Genomic DNA, 14,238 nt, shown 5'->3' with positions numbered 1-14,238 from the left:
TGTCTTGTGGCCCGACGACCTCCCGGAAAGACGAACGACGGGACAATGACAGCAGATGGAACGGTCTCAGTGCTCGGCGTCGGTTCGCTCAACCGACAGGACGGACATCGTCTCGTCGAAGGTGAACTCCAGTGCCGCGTCCTCGGCCCCGACGGTCACCGAGAGACGTGGCGGGTCCGTGTCGTGGACCGTCTGGTCGAACTCGCGGCCGCGGGCGTAGTAGTTCCACGAGAGCGGTTCGATGTCCACGTCCTGCTCGTGGAACAGCGCGATGGTCGCCGGGTGCCAGAGCACGTTACACCAGGTCGGGAACCGCCAGATGTGCTTGCACCGCTGGCAGAGGTACTCGACGATGGGCGAACAGGTACAGCCCGGTACCTCACACCGGTCCCGCCTGTCGTCGTGTTCCGGGCACCACTCGACGTCGACGGTCGGCTCGGAGGCACAGCGCGGACAGACCCCGGCGATCATCGACCGCGTCTCCAGGGTCACGTGCGCGATGGCGGACCGGAAGATGGCCTCGGGCTCTCGCCCGGCGAGGCCGGCCGGTGGGAGCTGGAACTCGGCGAGTTTCCCCGGCGGCGACGGGAACAGGCCGTCACAGGTGTGACACTGCACCGTCAGGGTCTCGTCGTCGTACTCGATGGTCGTCTCGGTGCCCCCACAGACGGGGCAGACGACGCCGACGTGGACCGCCTCCATCGAGGTCTGGTCGACGGCGGTCCCGGCGACGACGGTCTGGACGATCTGCTCGCCCGCGGCGGTCAGGACGTAGCCGTCGTCGGTGGACTCGACGAAGTGACCCTCTAACTTCCCGAGGTGGTAGTTGAAGTTCCCGGAGTCGCGGACCCCGACCGCGTCCATCAGGTCCGAGTAGCTGACCGGACTGGAGTCCGGCGGGTCGAAAAACTCCCACAGCGCCCTGAGGATTGCGAACCGCGTCTCGTTGCCCAGCAGCGAGAAGGCCTCCTCTGGCCGGACCGCCGTTGCACCCTCTTGCCCCTCCTTCGGCATCTATACGTACGTTTTCGAACGAGGATAATAAATCTCGTTCTCCCGTCGGGTCCTGCCAGAGGCTCTCTGCCAGCCCCCGGCGGCGTCTTCGTTCATGCCTCGAAGAGTCCCATGTAGAGGCGGGCGCGGTCCTCGTCGAGGTTCCTGTAGGTCGTCCGGCAGAGGGGGACGAGGTCGTCGCGGACGACCGCGTCGAGCACCGCCGGGAGGTCGCCGGTCTGGACCTGCTGTATCATCGTCTGGTACCACTCCGCCGCCTCGATGGACGTGTCCAGCCAGTGGCGGACGTCGAACCCGGCGTCTCGCACGACGTCGAGGAACGTCTCCTCGCTGGCCATCGACCGCGACAGGCCGTCTCTCGCGATGGGGAGCTGCGTCAGTCGCGGTTCGACGCTTCCGGTGACGAACTCGAGGACGACCAGCCGCCCGCCGGGTGCGAGCACGCGGTGTGCCTCGGCAGCGAGTGCGGTCTTGTACTCGATGTCGCTGGCGAGGTCCTGCATGAACACCACGTCGAAGGTGTCGTCCTCGAAGGGGAGGTCGAGGGCGTGCTCGGCGTGGAACGAGACGCGGTCGTCGAGCCCGACACGCCGTGTCAGCTCGGTTGCGGCGTGACAGAACCCGGTCGAGAGGTCGACGCCGGTCACGCGGCTCCCGTACTCCGCCGCGAGGGTCCGGGCGGTGACGCCGAGGCCGGCGGCGAGGTCGAGGACGTGGGTCTCCTCGTCGATACCCGCGAGCGCGGCCATCTCTAGCGTCGCCTCCTGGCCCATCACGGTGAGGTCCTCGAACACGTCGATGTCCTGCGGTGTGAGGGTCTCGACGTCGGCACCCGCCGCCGCGAGCTGAGAGAGGATCGATTCGGTCAGGGCCGTGTCGTCACCCGCCGTCGGGAACAGTTCGTCGCCCCGGCTCATCGCTGCCCCCTCCCCAGACTAACAGATTCGTGTCTCGACTGGCACGACGCCGGGTCTGTGATTCGACTCTCGCTACAGGTATCTCGGTGATGGCTGTCCATTGTAACTCCCGTCCCTGTCCGATATCTGCTATCTCTACTGGTGGACATATACCGATTCTGCGCACTGAGATACTGTTGAGGAAACAACAACTTCTGCCGGGTCAGAACGCGTCGAGGGTCGCGTCCAGCATCGTCCGCTCCAGCGCGCCCTGTTCGGGTGCGGGGAACGTCACGACCGGGTCGTCGCCGGTCACCTGACTCGTCACGTCGCGTAACTCCGCGAACACCCTGTCGGGACCCCCACTTCCCGTGACGGTCACCCAAGCGGTCGTCCGGGTGATGGCCACGAAGGCCTCGTTCCGGCGCTGGACGAGCGACGCCCGGCGGGTCGCGTCGGCCACGGTGTCGACACCCACGACGTACACCTGTGGCGCCTGGTTCCCCTTCGCCCGGTTGATGCGGGCGATGGTGACCGCGCCGTCCTCCGTGAACACGTCGGGGTCGCCGTCCCAGACCAGGTTCGCGTCGATGCCGCGGCGGCCGAGACGCTGGGCGAGTCGCTCGCCGGCGTCGCGGGAGCCGCCGACGCTCCCGAGCGTGACGACGAGCACCTGCGACGGGTCGAGGTCGTCCTCGCGCACGTCGCGGGCGATGGCGTCGGCCACGTGGTCGAGTTCCGCGCCGCGGTCCGGGAACCGTTCGACCCGGACGAAGGGCCGCGCCGCGGACACCTCCGACAGCGGGTGTGGGCTGTGTTCGGCGGGTCGCCGGAGGGTGACCGGCGTCCCGTACCGCCGGAAGTCGCCCTCGATATCGTAGCCGAGGTCCTCCCACCCGGACTGGGTCGTCAGCGCCTGGACCGCCCCCGCGTCCCGGCACAATCCCATGCCGAAGACGTGCGCGAGGAGGAGCGCGGGGCGGGGCGTCCGGTAGGCCTTCCGCAGGATGCGACTCTTCTGGACGCCGCCCTCGTAGGCTCCGCTGAGGTCGACCGTCGGCCGCCCCCGCGAGTCGGTCCCGAATATCTCGGTGGGACTCGGCGCCGACAGCGACTGCAGGCTCTGGGCCTCGTCGTAGGCCCAGACGAGCCGTTTCGGGGGCCGCAACACGGCGTGACAGAGCCGGAAGAACGCGGGGTCGAAGTCCTGTGCCTCGTCGACGAGGACGGCGTCGTAGCGTTCCTGTGGCTCGCCCGAATCCAGGACCTCGGCGCAACAGTGGTGCAGGAGGTCGTGCTCCGGGTCGTCGTCATCGTCGCCTTCGCCGGCGAAGGGGTCGTCCTCGTCGCCCGGGTCGGCGTCCGCGAAGGCTTCCCGCGCCTCGCTGTAGGTCCGTGGCTCGACCCCGGCCGCCTGCGCCGCCTCGAAGTAGAGGCCGCGGCGGGTCCTGCCGCCCCAGCCGTGCATCACCTGCAGCCGGGACCAGTCCGGGTCGCCGCCGGTGAAGTGGCGGTAGTACGCCGCGATGGTCTCGGTGACCGTCTCGTAGAGGCTCCGGGTCTGGAACGTCACCACGATGCGCCAGTCCGGGTGCCGGGCGTGCAACTGGGCGGCCTTCCCCGCCAGCAGCACCGTCTTGCCCGACCCCGCGATGCCGCGAATCTGCTGTGGGCCGTCCGGGACCTGCAGGGCCAGTTCCTCCTGCTCGCGGTCGAGTCGCTTCAGTCCGCGCTCGACGCGGGCGGCGAGGTCGGCCTTGGTGTCGCCGGGGCTGGAAGCGGCGTCTTCGTCTCTCCCGCCGCGCTCGCCAGAGATGGGTTGCCCTCCGGAGAGGACGGCTCTGGCGGCCCGGAACTCATCGTGGGTCAGGCCGTTGCCGGGGACGGATTCCAGCCGGTCGCGCAGGCTCCCCGGCGTGAGTTCGTCGTCCGTGATGACCGGGGGCGCGGACGGCAGGCCGCCGAAGCGGTCGTCCCACTCGTCGCGACCGACGTTCGGGAGCGCCACGAAGAAGTGCAGCGGGACGGTGCAGTTGCCGCGGTCGTCGACCAGTGCGGGCTCGTCCCGGAGGTGTCTGACCAGCCGGAACCCCTGGTCACGGGCCTGCGTGTAGGGGGTCGCACTCGTCTGTCGCGTGCCCTGGAGTTGCCAGCGGTCGCCCTGGATGGCCCCGATGTGGTCGAGTCGATAGCCCTTGCACTCGACCACCACGAGGCCGATGTCGCGGTGCAACAGCAGGAAGTCGGCCTCGCGGTCGAAGGCCGCGCCGTTCGGGTCGATGATGGGGTAGCGCCAGTACGCCACGCCCTCGTCGCCCGGCCCGAAGGCTCGTCTGATGGTCTGCCAGACCGCCTGCTCCGCAGCCGCACCCGAATGACCCGCGGTTTCGCCAGACGCGATGAACTCCACGTCCCCGGACTGGACCCGCGGCCGAGATATAGTTTCGGGACCGGGCGGCGGGGTCGGACCCCTTCGGGACCACGTTGAAGTGGCTTCTCCCGGACGTTCCCGACATGAACCGGACCGACGCGACGCTCGCGGTCGACGGGACGACCTACCAGGGACGACTGAACGAACCCGAGGGCCCGGTCAAGGGCGGCGTCCTCGTCGTTCCGGGCGCGGGCCACGGTCCCTACGGCGACGTGTTCGACCGCTTCGCCGAGGCCGCCGCCGAGCGCGGCTACGTGGTCGCGCGCTTCGTGACGTGGGAGGACCGGAGCGACATAGGGGAGAAGACCCACGCCGACTTCCGGGCCGAGATGCACGCCGGCGTCGAGTTCCTGCGCGGCCGCGACTGCGAGGCCGTGACGGTCGTCGCCAAGAGCTTCGGCGGCCGCCTCGCGCTCCGGCACGCGCCCGCGGTCGCCGACCGACTCGTGCTCTGGGCACCCGCAATCAAGTTCGGCGCCCACGACGAGTTCCCGTCTATCGACGCGGACGAACTCGCCAACGTCGCGGTCCCGACGCGCATCCTGCAGGGCGACGAGGACGAGGTCGTCTCCCTCGACAACGCGGCGGACCTCGCCGAGCACCTCCCGAGCGGGGACCTGGTCGAACTCACCGGCGAGGACCACTCCTTCCGGACCGACCAGCGCCGGATCGTCCGCGAGACCGCCGACTTCCTCGCGGACTGACCGGCACCGGCCGGCTGCCCCGGTACCTCGCCCGGGGACCGACCCTTACAAACCAGCCCGGTCCCATGCTCCGGGTATGCGACTCGCACGAATCGCAACGCCGGAGGGGCCGGTCGGTGGCCCCTACGAAGACGGTGTCGTCCACGGACCCGATGGAACGTACGAGGTCGGGCGAGACGGTCGGTTGTTACCGCCGTGTCGCCCCTCGACGCTGTACTGCGTCGGCCGGAACTACGCGGAGACGCTGGACCAGATGGAGTACGAACGTCCCGAGGAGCCGGACTTCTTCATCAAGCCACGGACCGCACTGGCTGCCCACCGGCAGCCGATTCCGTACCCCGAGTTCACCGACGAACTGACCTACGCCGGCGAGCTCGCCGCCGTCATCGACGAGCGCTGCCGGGACCTGACCGTCGAGGAGGTCCCAGACGCGGTCCGTGGCTACACCATCATGAACGACCTCGACGCGCTCGACCAACAGGGTCGGACCGCCCGGAAGGCGTTCGACAACTCGGGTCCACTCGGTCCCTGGATCGAGACGGACCTCGACCCGACCGACATCGAGATGTGGACCGACGTGGGCGGCGAGCGCCGGCAGGAGGCGAGCACGGAACTGATGCTGTTCGACCCCTACGAGATCATCTCCTACCTCTCGAAGCGGTTCACGTTCCAGCCCGGCGACGTCGTCGCGTTCGGGAGTCCGGCCAATCCCGGACTGGTCGAACCCGGCGAGACGGTCGATATCCACTACGAGGGCATCGGGACGCTCCGGAACAGGATCGTCGACTAGGCGTTGGGGGCATCGTCGTCCGGTGACACCGGACGCAGCGACTTTCTGATACCTCACGTGGGTGCTTATCTGGGGTGGGGGCTAGTCAAGAGACAGTGAACCCGCTCGTCGACGCCCGCGGTAACCTCGCCCTGAACGGGGGTATCCTCGTCTTCGCGAGCCTGATGGTCGCACTCCAGGGCGGGACCAACACCTGGTTGACGCTGGCCATCCTCGTCTCGGGGGTCGGCGCCGCCGCCGCCGCCCTCACGGTCGCGAGGGGGCCGCTTCCACCTCGCGCCGCCAGACCAATCGTCCTCTACGGCGACCGGGGCGAGCCGGTCGGGGTGGCCCCCGGCGGTCCCTCCTACGTCGCCGTCTTCTACTCGCTGTTCACCCTCCCGGCCTCCATCGCACACGAACTCGCCCACGCACTCGGCGTGGTCTGCTGCCGGGGCAGGGTCGAATCTCTCGTCGTCGTCCTCGGCGGCGACGCCTACCTGTCGTTCGAGCCGGCCCCGCACTGGGGCCGGTGGGAACTCGCGCTCGTCAGGGCGATGCCGGCCGTGCTGGGCGTCGTCGTCTTCTCCGCCGCGGAACTCGTGCTGGCGAGTTCGGGCCTCGAACAGTTGTTCTGGGTCTACGTCGCGGTCACGTTCTGGTTCTCGTCGTTCCCGGACCAGGTCTACGACCTCTGGCGGCGGTAGGCGGGAGACCTCGGACCCGGTCCCGGCAGTTGTGCCCGGACACGAAGTTTTAGGACCGGTACGCGGAAACCCAGTGGCAATGACGAGCACGACCACGACACTCGACTGGCGGCCCTACGAGGGCGACGACGACGCGACCGTCGTCGGGGACCTGCGCGTCTCCTCGCCGGTCTCGGACCCGCGCCTCGCCGCCGACCGGGAGCTACTGGTCCACCTCCCGCCCGGATACGAAGATTCCGAGAAGCACTACCCCGTCGTCTACATGCACGACGGGCAGAACCTCTTCGACGAGGTGGCGAGCTACTCCGGCGAGTGGGAGGTCGACGAGACGATGCACGCCCTGGCCGACGAGGGCATCGAGGCCATCGTCGTCGGCATCCCGAACGCCGACGACGACCGGGGGCAGGAGTACACGCCCTACGCCCACGAGGAGTACGGCGGCGGGGATGCCGACGACTACCTCGCGGTGCTGGTCGATCGCATCAAACCGGCCATCGACGAGCGCTTTCGCACCGAGAGCGACCCCGAGGCGACCGGCATCGCGGGCTCCTCGCTCGGTGGACTGGTGAGCCTCTACGGCTTCTTCGAGTACCCCGAGACGTTCGGGTTCGCGGGGGTCTTCAGCCCGGCGTTCTGGTGGACCCACGGGCGGATATTCGACTACATGACGGACCAGACCCGGGACACCGGTCGCATCTACATGGACGTGGGCACGGACGAGAGCGACGACGAGGAACTGCGGGAGTCGTACGTGAACGACGCGACGCGGATGCGCGACGTGCTTCGCGAGCAAGGCTACGACGACTCCCAGCTCGAGTTCGTCCTCGACGAGGGCGCCATCCACCGCGAGTCCGCGTGGGCGAGGCGATTCCCGGACGCCATGCGGTTCCTGCTCGGATGACGGTGGACAAGCAGGCGCTCCGCGAGCGGGTGTGGGACGCGCTGGAGGAGCAGAACCAGGCGCGGTTCCCGTTCCCACCTCACGGGCGCATCCCGAACTTCAAGGGGTGCGAAGCGGCCGCAGAGCGCGTCGTAGAGACGGCGGTGTGGCAGGCCGCGGAGAGCATCAAGGCGAACCCGGACTCGCCGCAGAAACCGCTCCGACGCGCCGCGCTCGAAGCCGGGAAGACGGTCTACATGGCGGTCCCGCGACTGCGCGACGAGAAGCCGTTCCTCGAACTCGACCCCGCCCGCATCGACGACATCGACCGGGCGGTCACCATCGCGGGCTCGTCCGAACTCGGGGTGCAGGTCGCGCCGGAGGACGTCCCGGAGATCGACTGCATCGTCTCCGGGAGCGTCGCGGTCACCCCCGACGGCGACCGCGTCGGCAAGGGCGAGGGCTACTCCGACCTGGAGTTCGCGGTCCTGCGCGAGTTCGGGCTGGTGGACGACGACACGCCGGTCGTGACGACGGTCCACGACCTCCAGGTCGTCGACGAGGACGTTCCGGTGGGCCCACACGACGTGTCGCTCGACCTCGTCGCCACGCCGTCGACGACCTATCGCCCGGAACCGCGGCCAAAACCGACCGGGCTCGACTGGGACCTGCTCGACGAGGAGCGACTCTCCGAGATCCCCGTACTCGCCCGGCTCGCGGAAAATTGCGATTGGGAATGACCAGTACTTTTATCTTGTATGGGTGGTAACACGTCTCACGCGGCGGGGATACGACGGTCGGAGGCACCCCCCACACTCCCCCCATACCTCGGACCGTTCCTGCTGCCCGACGCCACTCTTTCCGCGGTTCATCGCAACGGTTCGTCCAGTCCCTCGTCCACCGCTTCGACGAGGACGCCGCTCCTGACCAGCGTCGCGGCCCGGTCCAGTTCGGGCGCCAGGACGCGGTCCTCGTCCAGTGGTGGCACGACCTCGCGGACAGCGTCGGCGACCGCCTGGGTCCCGGCGGCGGGTTCGAGGTCGTCGTCGACGAACTCCAGCGACTGGGCCGCACAGAGCAGTTCGACGCCGACCACCGTGGCCGCGTGCTCGACAGCCGTCGCGGTGTGATGGGCCGCCTGCGCCGACATGCTGACGTGGTCCTCCTGCCCGCCGGAGACGGGCGTGTTGTCGGTCGCGGCGCGGCCGAGCGACCGGCACTCGTTGACCAGCGCGGCGGCGGTGTACTGGGCGATCATGTAGCCAGAGCGCAGGCCGCTCTCGGCGGTGAGGAACGGTGGGAGGTGTGGCTCCTGCAGGTTCGGGTTGACCATCCGGTCCACCCGGCGCTCACAGATGGCCGCGAGGTCGGTCATCGCCGCCGTCAGGTAGTCCAGCCGGTGGGCGAGGGGCGCGCCGTGGAAGTTCCCGCCGGAGATGATGGCGCCCTTCTCGGTCCCGGAGGCGCGGGCGTCCACGTCGCTGGCGTCGAAGACGAGCGGGTTGTCGGTGGCGCTGTTGAGTTCGGTCTCGACCGCGTCTCTGGTGTGCTCGATGGCGTCCCGAACCGCGCCGTGGACCTGCGGCATGCACCGGATGGCGTAGGCGTCCTGCACCCGGTCGCAGTTGCGGTGTGACTCGACGATGCCGGAGTCGGCACAGAGGCGCCGGACGTTGTCGGCGCTGGCCTGCTGGCCGTCGTGGGGGCGCACGTCGTGGATGACCGGGTCGCAACTCGCGGTCGTGCCCATGGTGACCTCGGTGGTGAGCGCGCCGGCTGCGTCGGCGGCCTGGGCGATGCGCTCGGCGTCGACGACGGCGAGTGCGGCCTTCCCGACAGTGAGCTGGGTCCCGTTGATGAGCGCGAGACCTTCCTTCGGCGCCAGCGTCACCGGGTCCAGCCCGACCGCGTCGAGGGCCTCGGCTCCGGAGACGCGCTCGCCGTCGTGGTCGGCCTCGCCCTCGCCGAGCAGGACCAGCGCGAGGTGGGCGAGTGGGGCGAGGTCGCCACTCGCGCCGAGGCTCCCGCGGGAGCGCACGACCGGGTGGACGCCCTCGTTCAGGAACGTCACGAGGTGGTCGACGACGTGCTCGCGGATGCCCGAGTAGCCCTTCACGAGGGCGTTGACCCGGGTGACGAGCATCGCGCGGACCTCCTCGCGGGTGCACTCGCGCCCCGACCCGGCCGAGTGGCTCCGGATGAGGTTGGTCTGGAGCGTCTCGATCTTCTCGCGCGGGATGCGCTCGTTGACGAGTTCGCCGAAGCCGGTGTTGAGGCCGTAGACCGCCTCGCCCGCGTCGACGACGTGTTCGACGCGCTCGCGGGCGTCACGGACGCGTTCGCGGGCTGGCTCCGGGACCGCGACCGGTTCGTCCTCGCGGGCGACCGCGGCCACGTCCTCGGGGGTCAGTGATTGCCCGTCGAGTTCGACGGTCATCGCGGCGGCACCTCGGGGCTGTCGTGGAGGGTCCGACAATCGTTCATGACAGAACGTCGTCGGAGGCCGGCCTTCGACCTTTCGCTGTCGCCCGCCGACACGATGCCGGAACGTTTTCTCCCCTCGCCCCGTAGCGCCAGCGAGCGAATGACCGGAAGCGACGACCCGTCGACCGAGGACGCCTTCGAGGTCCTGAGCAGCGAGTTGCGACTGGCCATCCTCGACGAACTGGCCAGCGCCGACGCCGCCGGCGACCCCGTCTGTAGCTTCTCGACCCTCTACGACCGCGTCGACGCCGACAACACGCCGAGTTTCTCCTACCACCTCTCCCGGCTCGCCCCGCACTTCGTCAGCAAGACCGAGGCTGGCTACCGGCTCACGCCCGCCGGAGACCGCGTGGTCCGCGCCGCCCGGGCGAGCGCGTACGAGTCGAACCCCACGTTCGAGCCGACGACGGTCGATGGACACTGCCCGAACTGTGGATGGAAAACCCTCGAGGCGACCCTGGAGGGGGCACTCGTCGTGCTCTCCTGTGCGGACTGTGGAACCGGCATCGTCAGGTTCGACCTGCCGCCGGGGCAGGCGTCCGGCGCGGGGTCGGACGCCGTCCTCCACGCCTGCGACCGCCGGGTCCGCCACGAGTACGAGATGGCGCTCGACGGCATCTGCAACAGCTGTGGCGGCGAGATGACGCTCGATATCGAGGCCGTCGAGGAGGACTGCGGCACCCACGACATGGCGCTCTCGCAGTGTGCGACCTGCGACCTGCAGGTGTTCGCGCCGGTCGAACTACGCCTCCTCTACCATCCCGCGGTGCTGGCGCTGTACTGGCGCCACGGCGTCGACGCGACCGAGATACCCCTGTGGGAACTGCTGGGCCACACCGACGCCTGGGAGAAGACGGTCACCGACCGTGACCCCTTCGCGGCCGAAATCCGGGTCCGGGTTCCCGACGAGGCGGAGTCGTTGCTGGTCGGCCTCGACGCGGCCCTCGGGGTGGAGATACTCGACGAGCGGTCCCCGGACGCGGCGCAGCCCCGGCATTCGAGTCAACTCGATGACTAAAACGCGGTTTAGTTACTGCTCTGTTATATTATCAATTCTATGATAATACTTATCCCCGGCGGCGGCGCAGTGCCGGTATGGCAGCGATAGAGACACGGAACCTCACCAGGCGATACGGCGAGTCCGTCGTCGCGGTGGACAGCCTCGACCTCACCGTCGAGGAGGGCGAAGTGTTCGGCTTCCTCGGCCCGAACGGGGCCGGCAAGTCGACGACCATCGACATGCTCATGGACTACGTCCGGCCCTCCGAGGGGTCGGCGCTGGTTCTGGGCTACGACGCCCAGACCGAGACGGAGCAGGTCCACGAGCGCGTGGGCATCCTCCCCGACGGCTACGGCCTCTACGACCGACTCTCGGGCCGTCGCCACCTCGAGTTCGCCATCGACCTCAAGGACGCCGCCGACGACCCGGACGACCTCCTCGCCCGTGTCGACCTCGACCCCGCGGCCGCCGAGCGTCCGGTCGGGGGCTACTCCAAGGGCATGACCCAGCGCATCGCGCTGGCCATCGCCCTCGTCGGCGACCCGGACCTGCTCGTCCTGGACGAACCCTCCAGCGGGCTGGACCCGAACGGGGTCCGACTCGTGCGGGACATCGCCCAGGACCACGCCGCCTCGGGCGGGACGGTGTTCTTCTCCAGTCACATCCTCCCGCAGGTCGAGGCGGTCTGTGACCGCGTCGGCATCCTGAACCGGGGCCGGCTCGTCGCGGTCGACACCATCGACGGTCTGCGCGAGACGCTGGAGACCGGGTCGCTCATCAGCGTCACGGTCGACGCCATCCCGACCGGCCTCGACCTCGCGACCATCGAGGGTGTCACCTCGGTCCACACCGACGGCCGGACCATCGAGGCGAACTGCCGGACGCCAGAGGCCAAGCTCGCGGTCCTCGACGAGGTGCGGGCAGCCGGGGCGGCCGTCCAGGACTTCGGGACGACCGAGGCCTCCCTCGAGGAGCTGTTCACGACCTACACCGGCGCGGACACGCCAGCCGGGGCGGCAGCCGTGGAGGCACAGCGATGAAGGCCCGCCGCATCGGGACCATCGCGCGCAAGGAGGTCTCCGACAGCGTCCGCTCCCGCCTCGTCTGGACCATCGTCGTCCTCGTGGCCGGGTTGACCTCGGTCGCCGCGGGCGCGCTCAAGTTCGTCCCCGGCGTCGAGGCCGACGCCCTCGCGGGCATCAACGGCGCGACCGAGTTCGCGGGGCTGCTGGTGCCCATCGTCGCCCTCGTCGCGGCCTACCTCGCCATCGCCGGCGAGCGCGAATCGGGTAGCGTGAAGGTCCTGCTCGGGTTCCCGCCCTCCCGCGCCGAGGTCGTCGCGGGCAAGTTCCTCGGCCGCGGTGCGGTCGTCGCGGCCGCCATCTCGGCCGGCTACGCGGTCTCCGGCGTCGTCACCGTGGCGGTCTACGGGACGCTGCCGGTCACGGCGTTCGTCCTCACCCTGCTGCTCACGGCCCTGCTCGGCGTCGTGTTCGTCGGCATCGCGGTCGGTCTCTCGGCCACGACCGGGACGCGCTCGCGGGCGATGACCGCCTCCATCGCGGTCTACCTCGTGCTGACGCTGTTCTGGGACCTCGTGCCCCAGGGCGCCCACCTGCTCGTCCAGGGCTCGCAGCCGGAACCGCCGCTCCCGGGCTGGTTCGTCCTGCTGCAGAGCCTGAGTCCGACCGGCGCGTACAGTTCGCTCGTGACCGCGGTCGTCAGTTGGGAGGCTGGCCTGCCGGGGCTCTCTGGCCTCATCGCCGGCGATCTCCCGTTCTACCTCGAACCGTGGTTCCTCCTGCTCGTCCTCGCGGCGTGGGCGGCGGTGCCCCTGCTGGTCGGCTACCGGGCGTTCGAACGCGCCGACCTGAGCTGAAGCCGTCTCAGAGCTCCTCGATGTCCTCGACGACGGCCTCCTCGTCGTCGAAGTCGACCGTCGTGCCGCCCTGCAGGAAGTCGTCGTCGTAGGTGTCCTGGCCCCACTCGGCGATGGCCTGCTGGAGCACGGTGAACCCGTTCTCGGTCCCCTCGTCGACCGTCTCGACGATGGTCCACTCCTCGGCCTCGGGCTCGAAGCCGACGGCGTGGCCCTTGCCCGAGTAGATGAAGAAGAGCGCGTAGACGCGGTCGATCTCGGGGACGTAGTTCCCGGGGACGACCGTCAACTCGGCGTCCTGCTCGGCCAGCGACTGCACCTCCTCGCCGGTGAGGGGGCGCGACGGCAGCGAATCGATGGTTCCCATACGAGGCAGGTGGGAAAGCGGCGGGAAAAGTGCGGTGTTCCGCCGCGCGGTCAGTCCCGGTGGCCCCAGCGGTTCCCCTCCTCGTCGTACCGTGCCTCCGAGATGCGTTCGAACTGGGCCGCGTCGAGGGATATCTCGGCCGCCCCGACGTTCTCCTCCAGCTGGTCGGTCGTCCGCGCGCCCACGATGGGGATGCAGGTGAAGTCCTCCTGGTCCATCAGCCAGCGCAGCGCGACCTGGGCGGGGGTCGCGTCCACCTCGTCGGCGACACCCCGGATGGCGTCGAGGACCTCCCAGCCGCGCGCCGAGAGGTAGAAGTTCGAGAACCGCTCGTCGAAGCTCCCGCGGGAGCCGTCGGGCGCCTCCACCTGGGTCGGGTCGTCCGGGTCGGCGCGCTCGTACTTCCCGGTGAGGAAGCCCCCGGCGAGCGGCGAGTAGGGGCAGACCGCGAGGTCCTGGTCGGCACAGACGTCGAGGTAGTCCGCCACGTCGTCGCGGTAGGCCGCGTGGAACAGGGGCTGGGTCACCTCGAACCGTTCGAGCCCCTCGACCTCCGACTTCCAGAGCGCCTTGGTCAACTGCCAGGCGGCCATCGTCGACGCGCCGAGGTAGTTCACTTTCCCGTCCTCGACGAGCTGGGTGAGCGTTTCGAGGGTCTCCTCGATGGGCGTCTCGTCGTCCCAGCGGTGGATGTAGTACACGTCGAGGTAGTCGGTGTCGAGACGGTCGAGCGTCCCCTCTATCTGGGTGCGGATGTGCTTCCGCCCGAGGCCGGAGTCGTTCGGCCCAGGCTCACCCCGGCCGTCGAAGGGGAAGTAGACCTTCGAGGCCAGGACGAAGTCGTCGCGGTCGCGCTCGGCCAGCCAGTCGCCGATGTACTCCTCGCTCGTCCCGTTGGGGTTCCCGTAGACGTTGGCCGTGTCGATGAAGTTCCCGCCGTGGGCCTCGAAGGTGTCGAGCAACGCGTGTGCCTCCTCGCGGTCCGTTTCGAGGACGCCGCCGGTCTCTCGCCCGAAGCGCCACGTGCCGAAGCAGAGTTCGGAGACCTTCGTCCCGGTCGAACCGAGTCGTCGATAGTCCATACGCTTCCGTCCTCGTCCGGCCACC

Annotated in this window: 14 protein-coding genes; 8 read left to right on the top strand and 6 right to left on the bottom strand. The window is 69.3% G+C overall.

The window, feature by feature from the left end:
• Window positions 1-66: 66 nt before the first annotated feature.
• From NOV86_RS20310 to NOV86_RS23295, 3 genes are all read right to left on the bottom strand, one after another.
• Window positions 67-1,014: a winged helix-turn-helix domain-containing protein gene (locus tag NOV86_RS20310; protein WP_267643650.1), complete on the bottom strand. Its 948-nt coding sequence runs from the start codon at window positions 1,012-1,014 to the stop codon at window positions 67-69.
• Window positions 1,015-1,106: 92 nt separating this feature from the next.
• The gene (locus NOV86_RS20305; RefSeq protein ID WP_267643649.1) at window positions 1,107-1,931 is read right to left on the bottom strand and encodes a class I SAM-dependent methyltransferase; all 825 of its coding nucleotides are present in this window, start codon (window positions 1,929-1,931) and stop codon (window positions 1,107-1,109) included.
• A gap of 202 nt (window positions 1,932-2,133) precedes the next feature.
• Window positions 2,134-4,320 carry an NERD domain-containing protein gene (locus NOV86_RS23295; RefSeq protein WP_267643648.1) on the bottom strand — a complete coding sequence of 729 codons (2,187 nt, stop codon included), beginning with the start codon at window positions 4,318-4,320 and terminating at the stop codon, window positions 2,134-2,136.
• Window positions 4,321-4,424: 104 nt separating this feature from the next.
• Here NOV86_RS23295 and NOV86_RS20295 point away from each other — a divergent pair, with 104 nt between their 5' ends.
• From NOV86_RS20295 to NOV86_RS20275, 5 genes are all read left to right on the top strand, one after another.
• Window positions 4,425-5,045: an alpha/beta hydrolase gene (locus tag NOV86_RS20295; protein ID WP_267643647.1), complete on the top strand. Its 621-nt coding sequence runs from the start codon at window positions 4,425-4,427 to the stop codon at window positions 5,043-5,045.
• 76 nt (window positions 5,046-5,121) lie between these two features.
• Window positions 5,122-5,835, top strand: a complete 714-nt coding sequence (locus NOV86_RS20290) for a fumarylacetoacetate hydrolase family protein (RefSeq protein ID WP_267643646.1) — start codon at window positions 5,122-5,124, stop codon at window positions 5,833-5,835.
• A 95-nt stretch (window positions 5,836-5,930) separates the two neighbouring features.
• A complete protein-coding gene (locus tag NOV86_RS20285) occupies window positions 5,931-6,521 on the top strand; it encodes a hypothetical protein (RefSeq protein ID WP_267643645.1) in 591 nt (196 codons plus the stop codon).
• Window positions 6,522-6,600: 79 nt separating this feature from the next.
• Window positions 6,601-7,422, top strand: coding sequence for an alpha/beta hydrolase (locus NOV86_RS20280; RefSeq protein ID WP_267643644.1), 822 nt, complete (start codon window positions 6,601-6,603; stop codon window positions 7,420-7,422).
• Window positions 7,419-8,141, top strand: a complete 723-nt coding sequence (locus NOV86_RS20275; protein WP_303647867.1) for a 5-formyltetrahydrofolate cyclo-ligase — start codon at window positions 7,419-7,421, stop codon at window positions 8,139-8,141. The genes NOV86_RS20280 and NOV86_RS20275 overlap by 4 nt, the downstream gene beginning before the upstream one ends.
• Before the next feature lie 128 nt (window positions 8,142-8,269).
• Here NOV86_RS20275 and hutH read toward each other — a convergent pair whose 3' ends face one another.
• Window positions 8,270-9,838: a histidine ammonia-lyase gene (gene hutH, locus NOV86_RS20270; protein ID WP_267643643.1), complete on the bottom strand. Its 1,569-nt coding sequence runs from the start codon at window positions 9,836-9,838 to the stop codon at window positions 8,270-8,272.
• 147 nt (window positions 9,839-9,985) lie between these two features.
• On the opposite strand from hutH, the gene NOV86_RS20265 reads away from it, so the two are divergent.
• The 3 genes from NOV86_RS20265 (at window position 9,986) to NOV86_RS20255 (ending at window position 12,764) form a co-directional block, all read left to right on the top strand.
• The gene (locus NOV86_RS20265) at window positions 9,986-10,903 is read left to right on the top strand and encodes a winged helix-turn-helix domain-containing protein (protein WP_267643642.1); all 918 of its coding nucleotides are present in this window, start codon (window positions 9,986-9,988) and stop codon (window positions 10,901-10,903) included.
• A gap of 77 nt (window positions 10,904-10,980) precedes the next feature.
• A complete protein-coding gene (locus NOV86_RS20260; protein ID WP_267643641.1) occupies window positions 10,981-11,925 on the top strand; it encodes an ABC transporter ATP-binding protein in 945 nt (314 codons plus the stop codon).
• Window positions 11,922-12,764, top strand: coding sequence for an ABC transporter permease subunit (locus NOV86_RS20255; protein ID WP_267643640.1), 843 nt, complete (start codon window positions 11,922-11,924; stop codon window positions 12,762-12,764). The genes NOV86_RS20260 and NOV86_RS20255 overlap by 4 nt, the downstream gene beginning before the upstream one ends.
• 7 nt (window positions 12,765-12,771) lie before the next feature.
• Here NOV86_RS20255 and NOV86_RS20250 read toward each other — a convergent pair whose 3' ends face one another.
• A complete protein-coding gene (locus NOV86_RS20250; protein WP_267643639.1) occupies window positions 12,772-13,131 on the bottom strand; it encodes a DUF7964 domain-containing protein in 360 nt (119 codons plus the stop codon).
• Window positions 13,132-13,181: 50 nt separating this feature from the next.
• A complete protein-coding gene (locus tag NOV86_RS20245) occupies window positions 13,182-14,213 on the bottom strand; it encodes an aldo/keto reductase (RefSeq protein WP_267643638.1) in 1,032 nt (343 codons plus the stop codon).
• Window positions 14,214-14,238 lie beyond the last annotated feature (25 nt).

The sequence above is a fragment of the Haloarchaeobius amylolyticus genome (genome assembly GCF_026616195.1).
Lineage (GTDB): Archaea > Halobacteriota > Halobacteria > Halobacteriales > Natrialbaceae > Haloarchaeobius > Haloarchaeobius amylolyticus.
The sequence above is the reverse complement of the archived record's forward strand: the minus strand, read 5'-3'. Positions and strand labels throughout refer to the sequence as shown.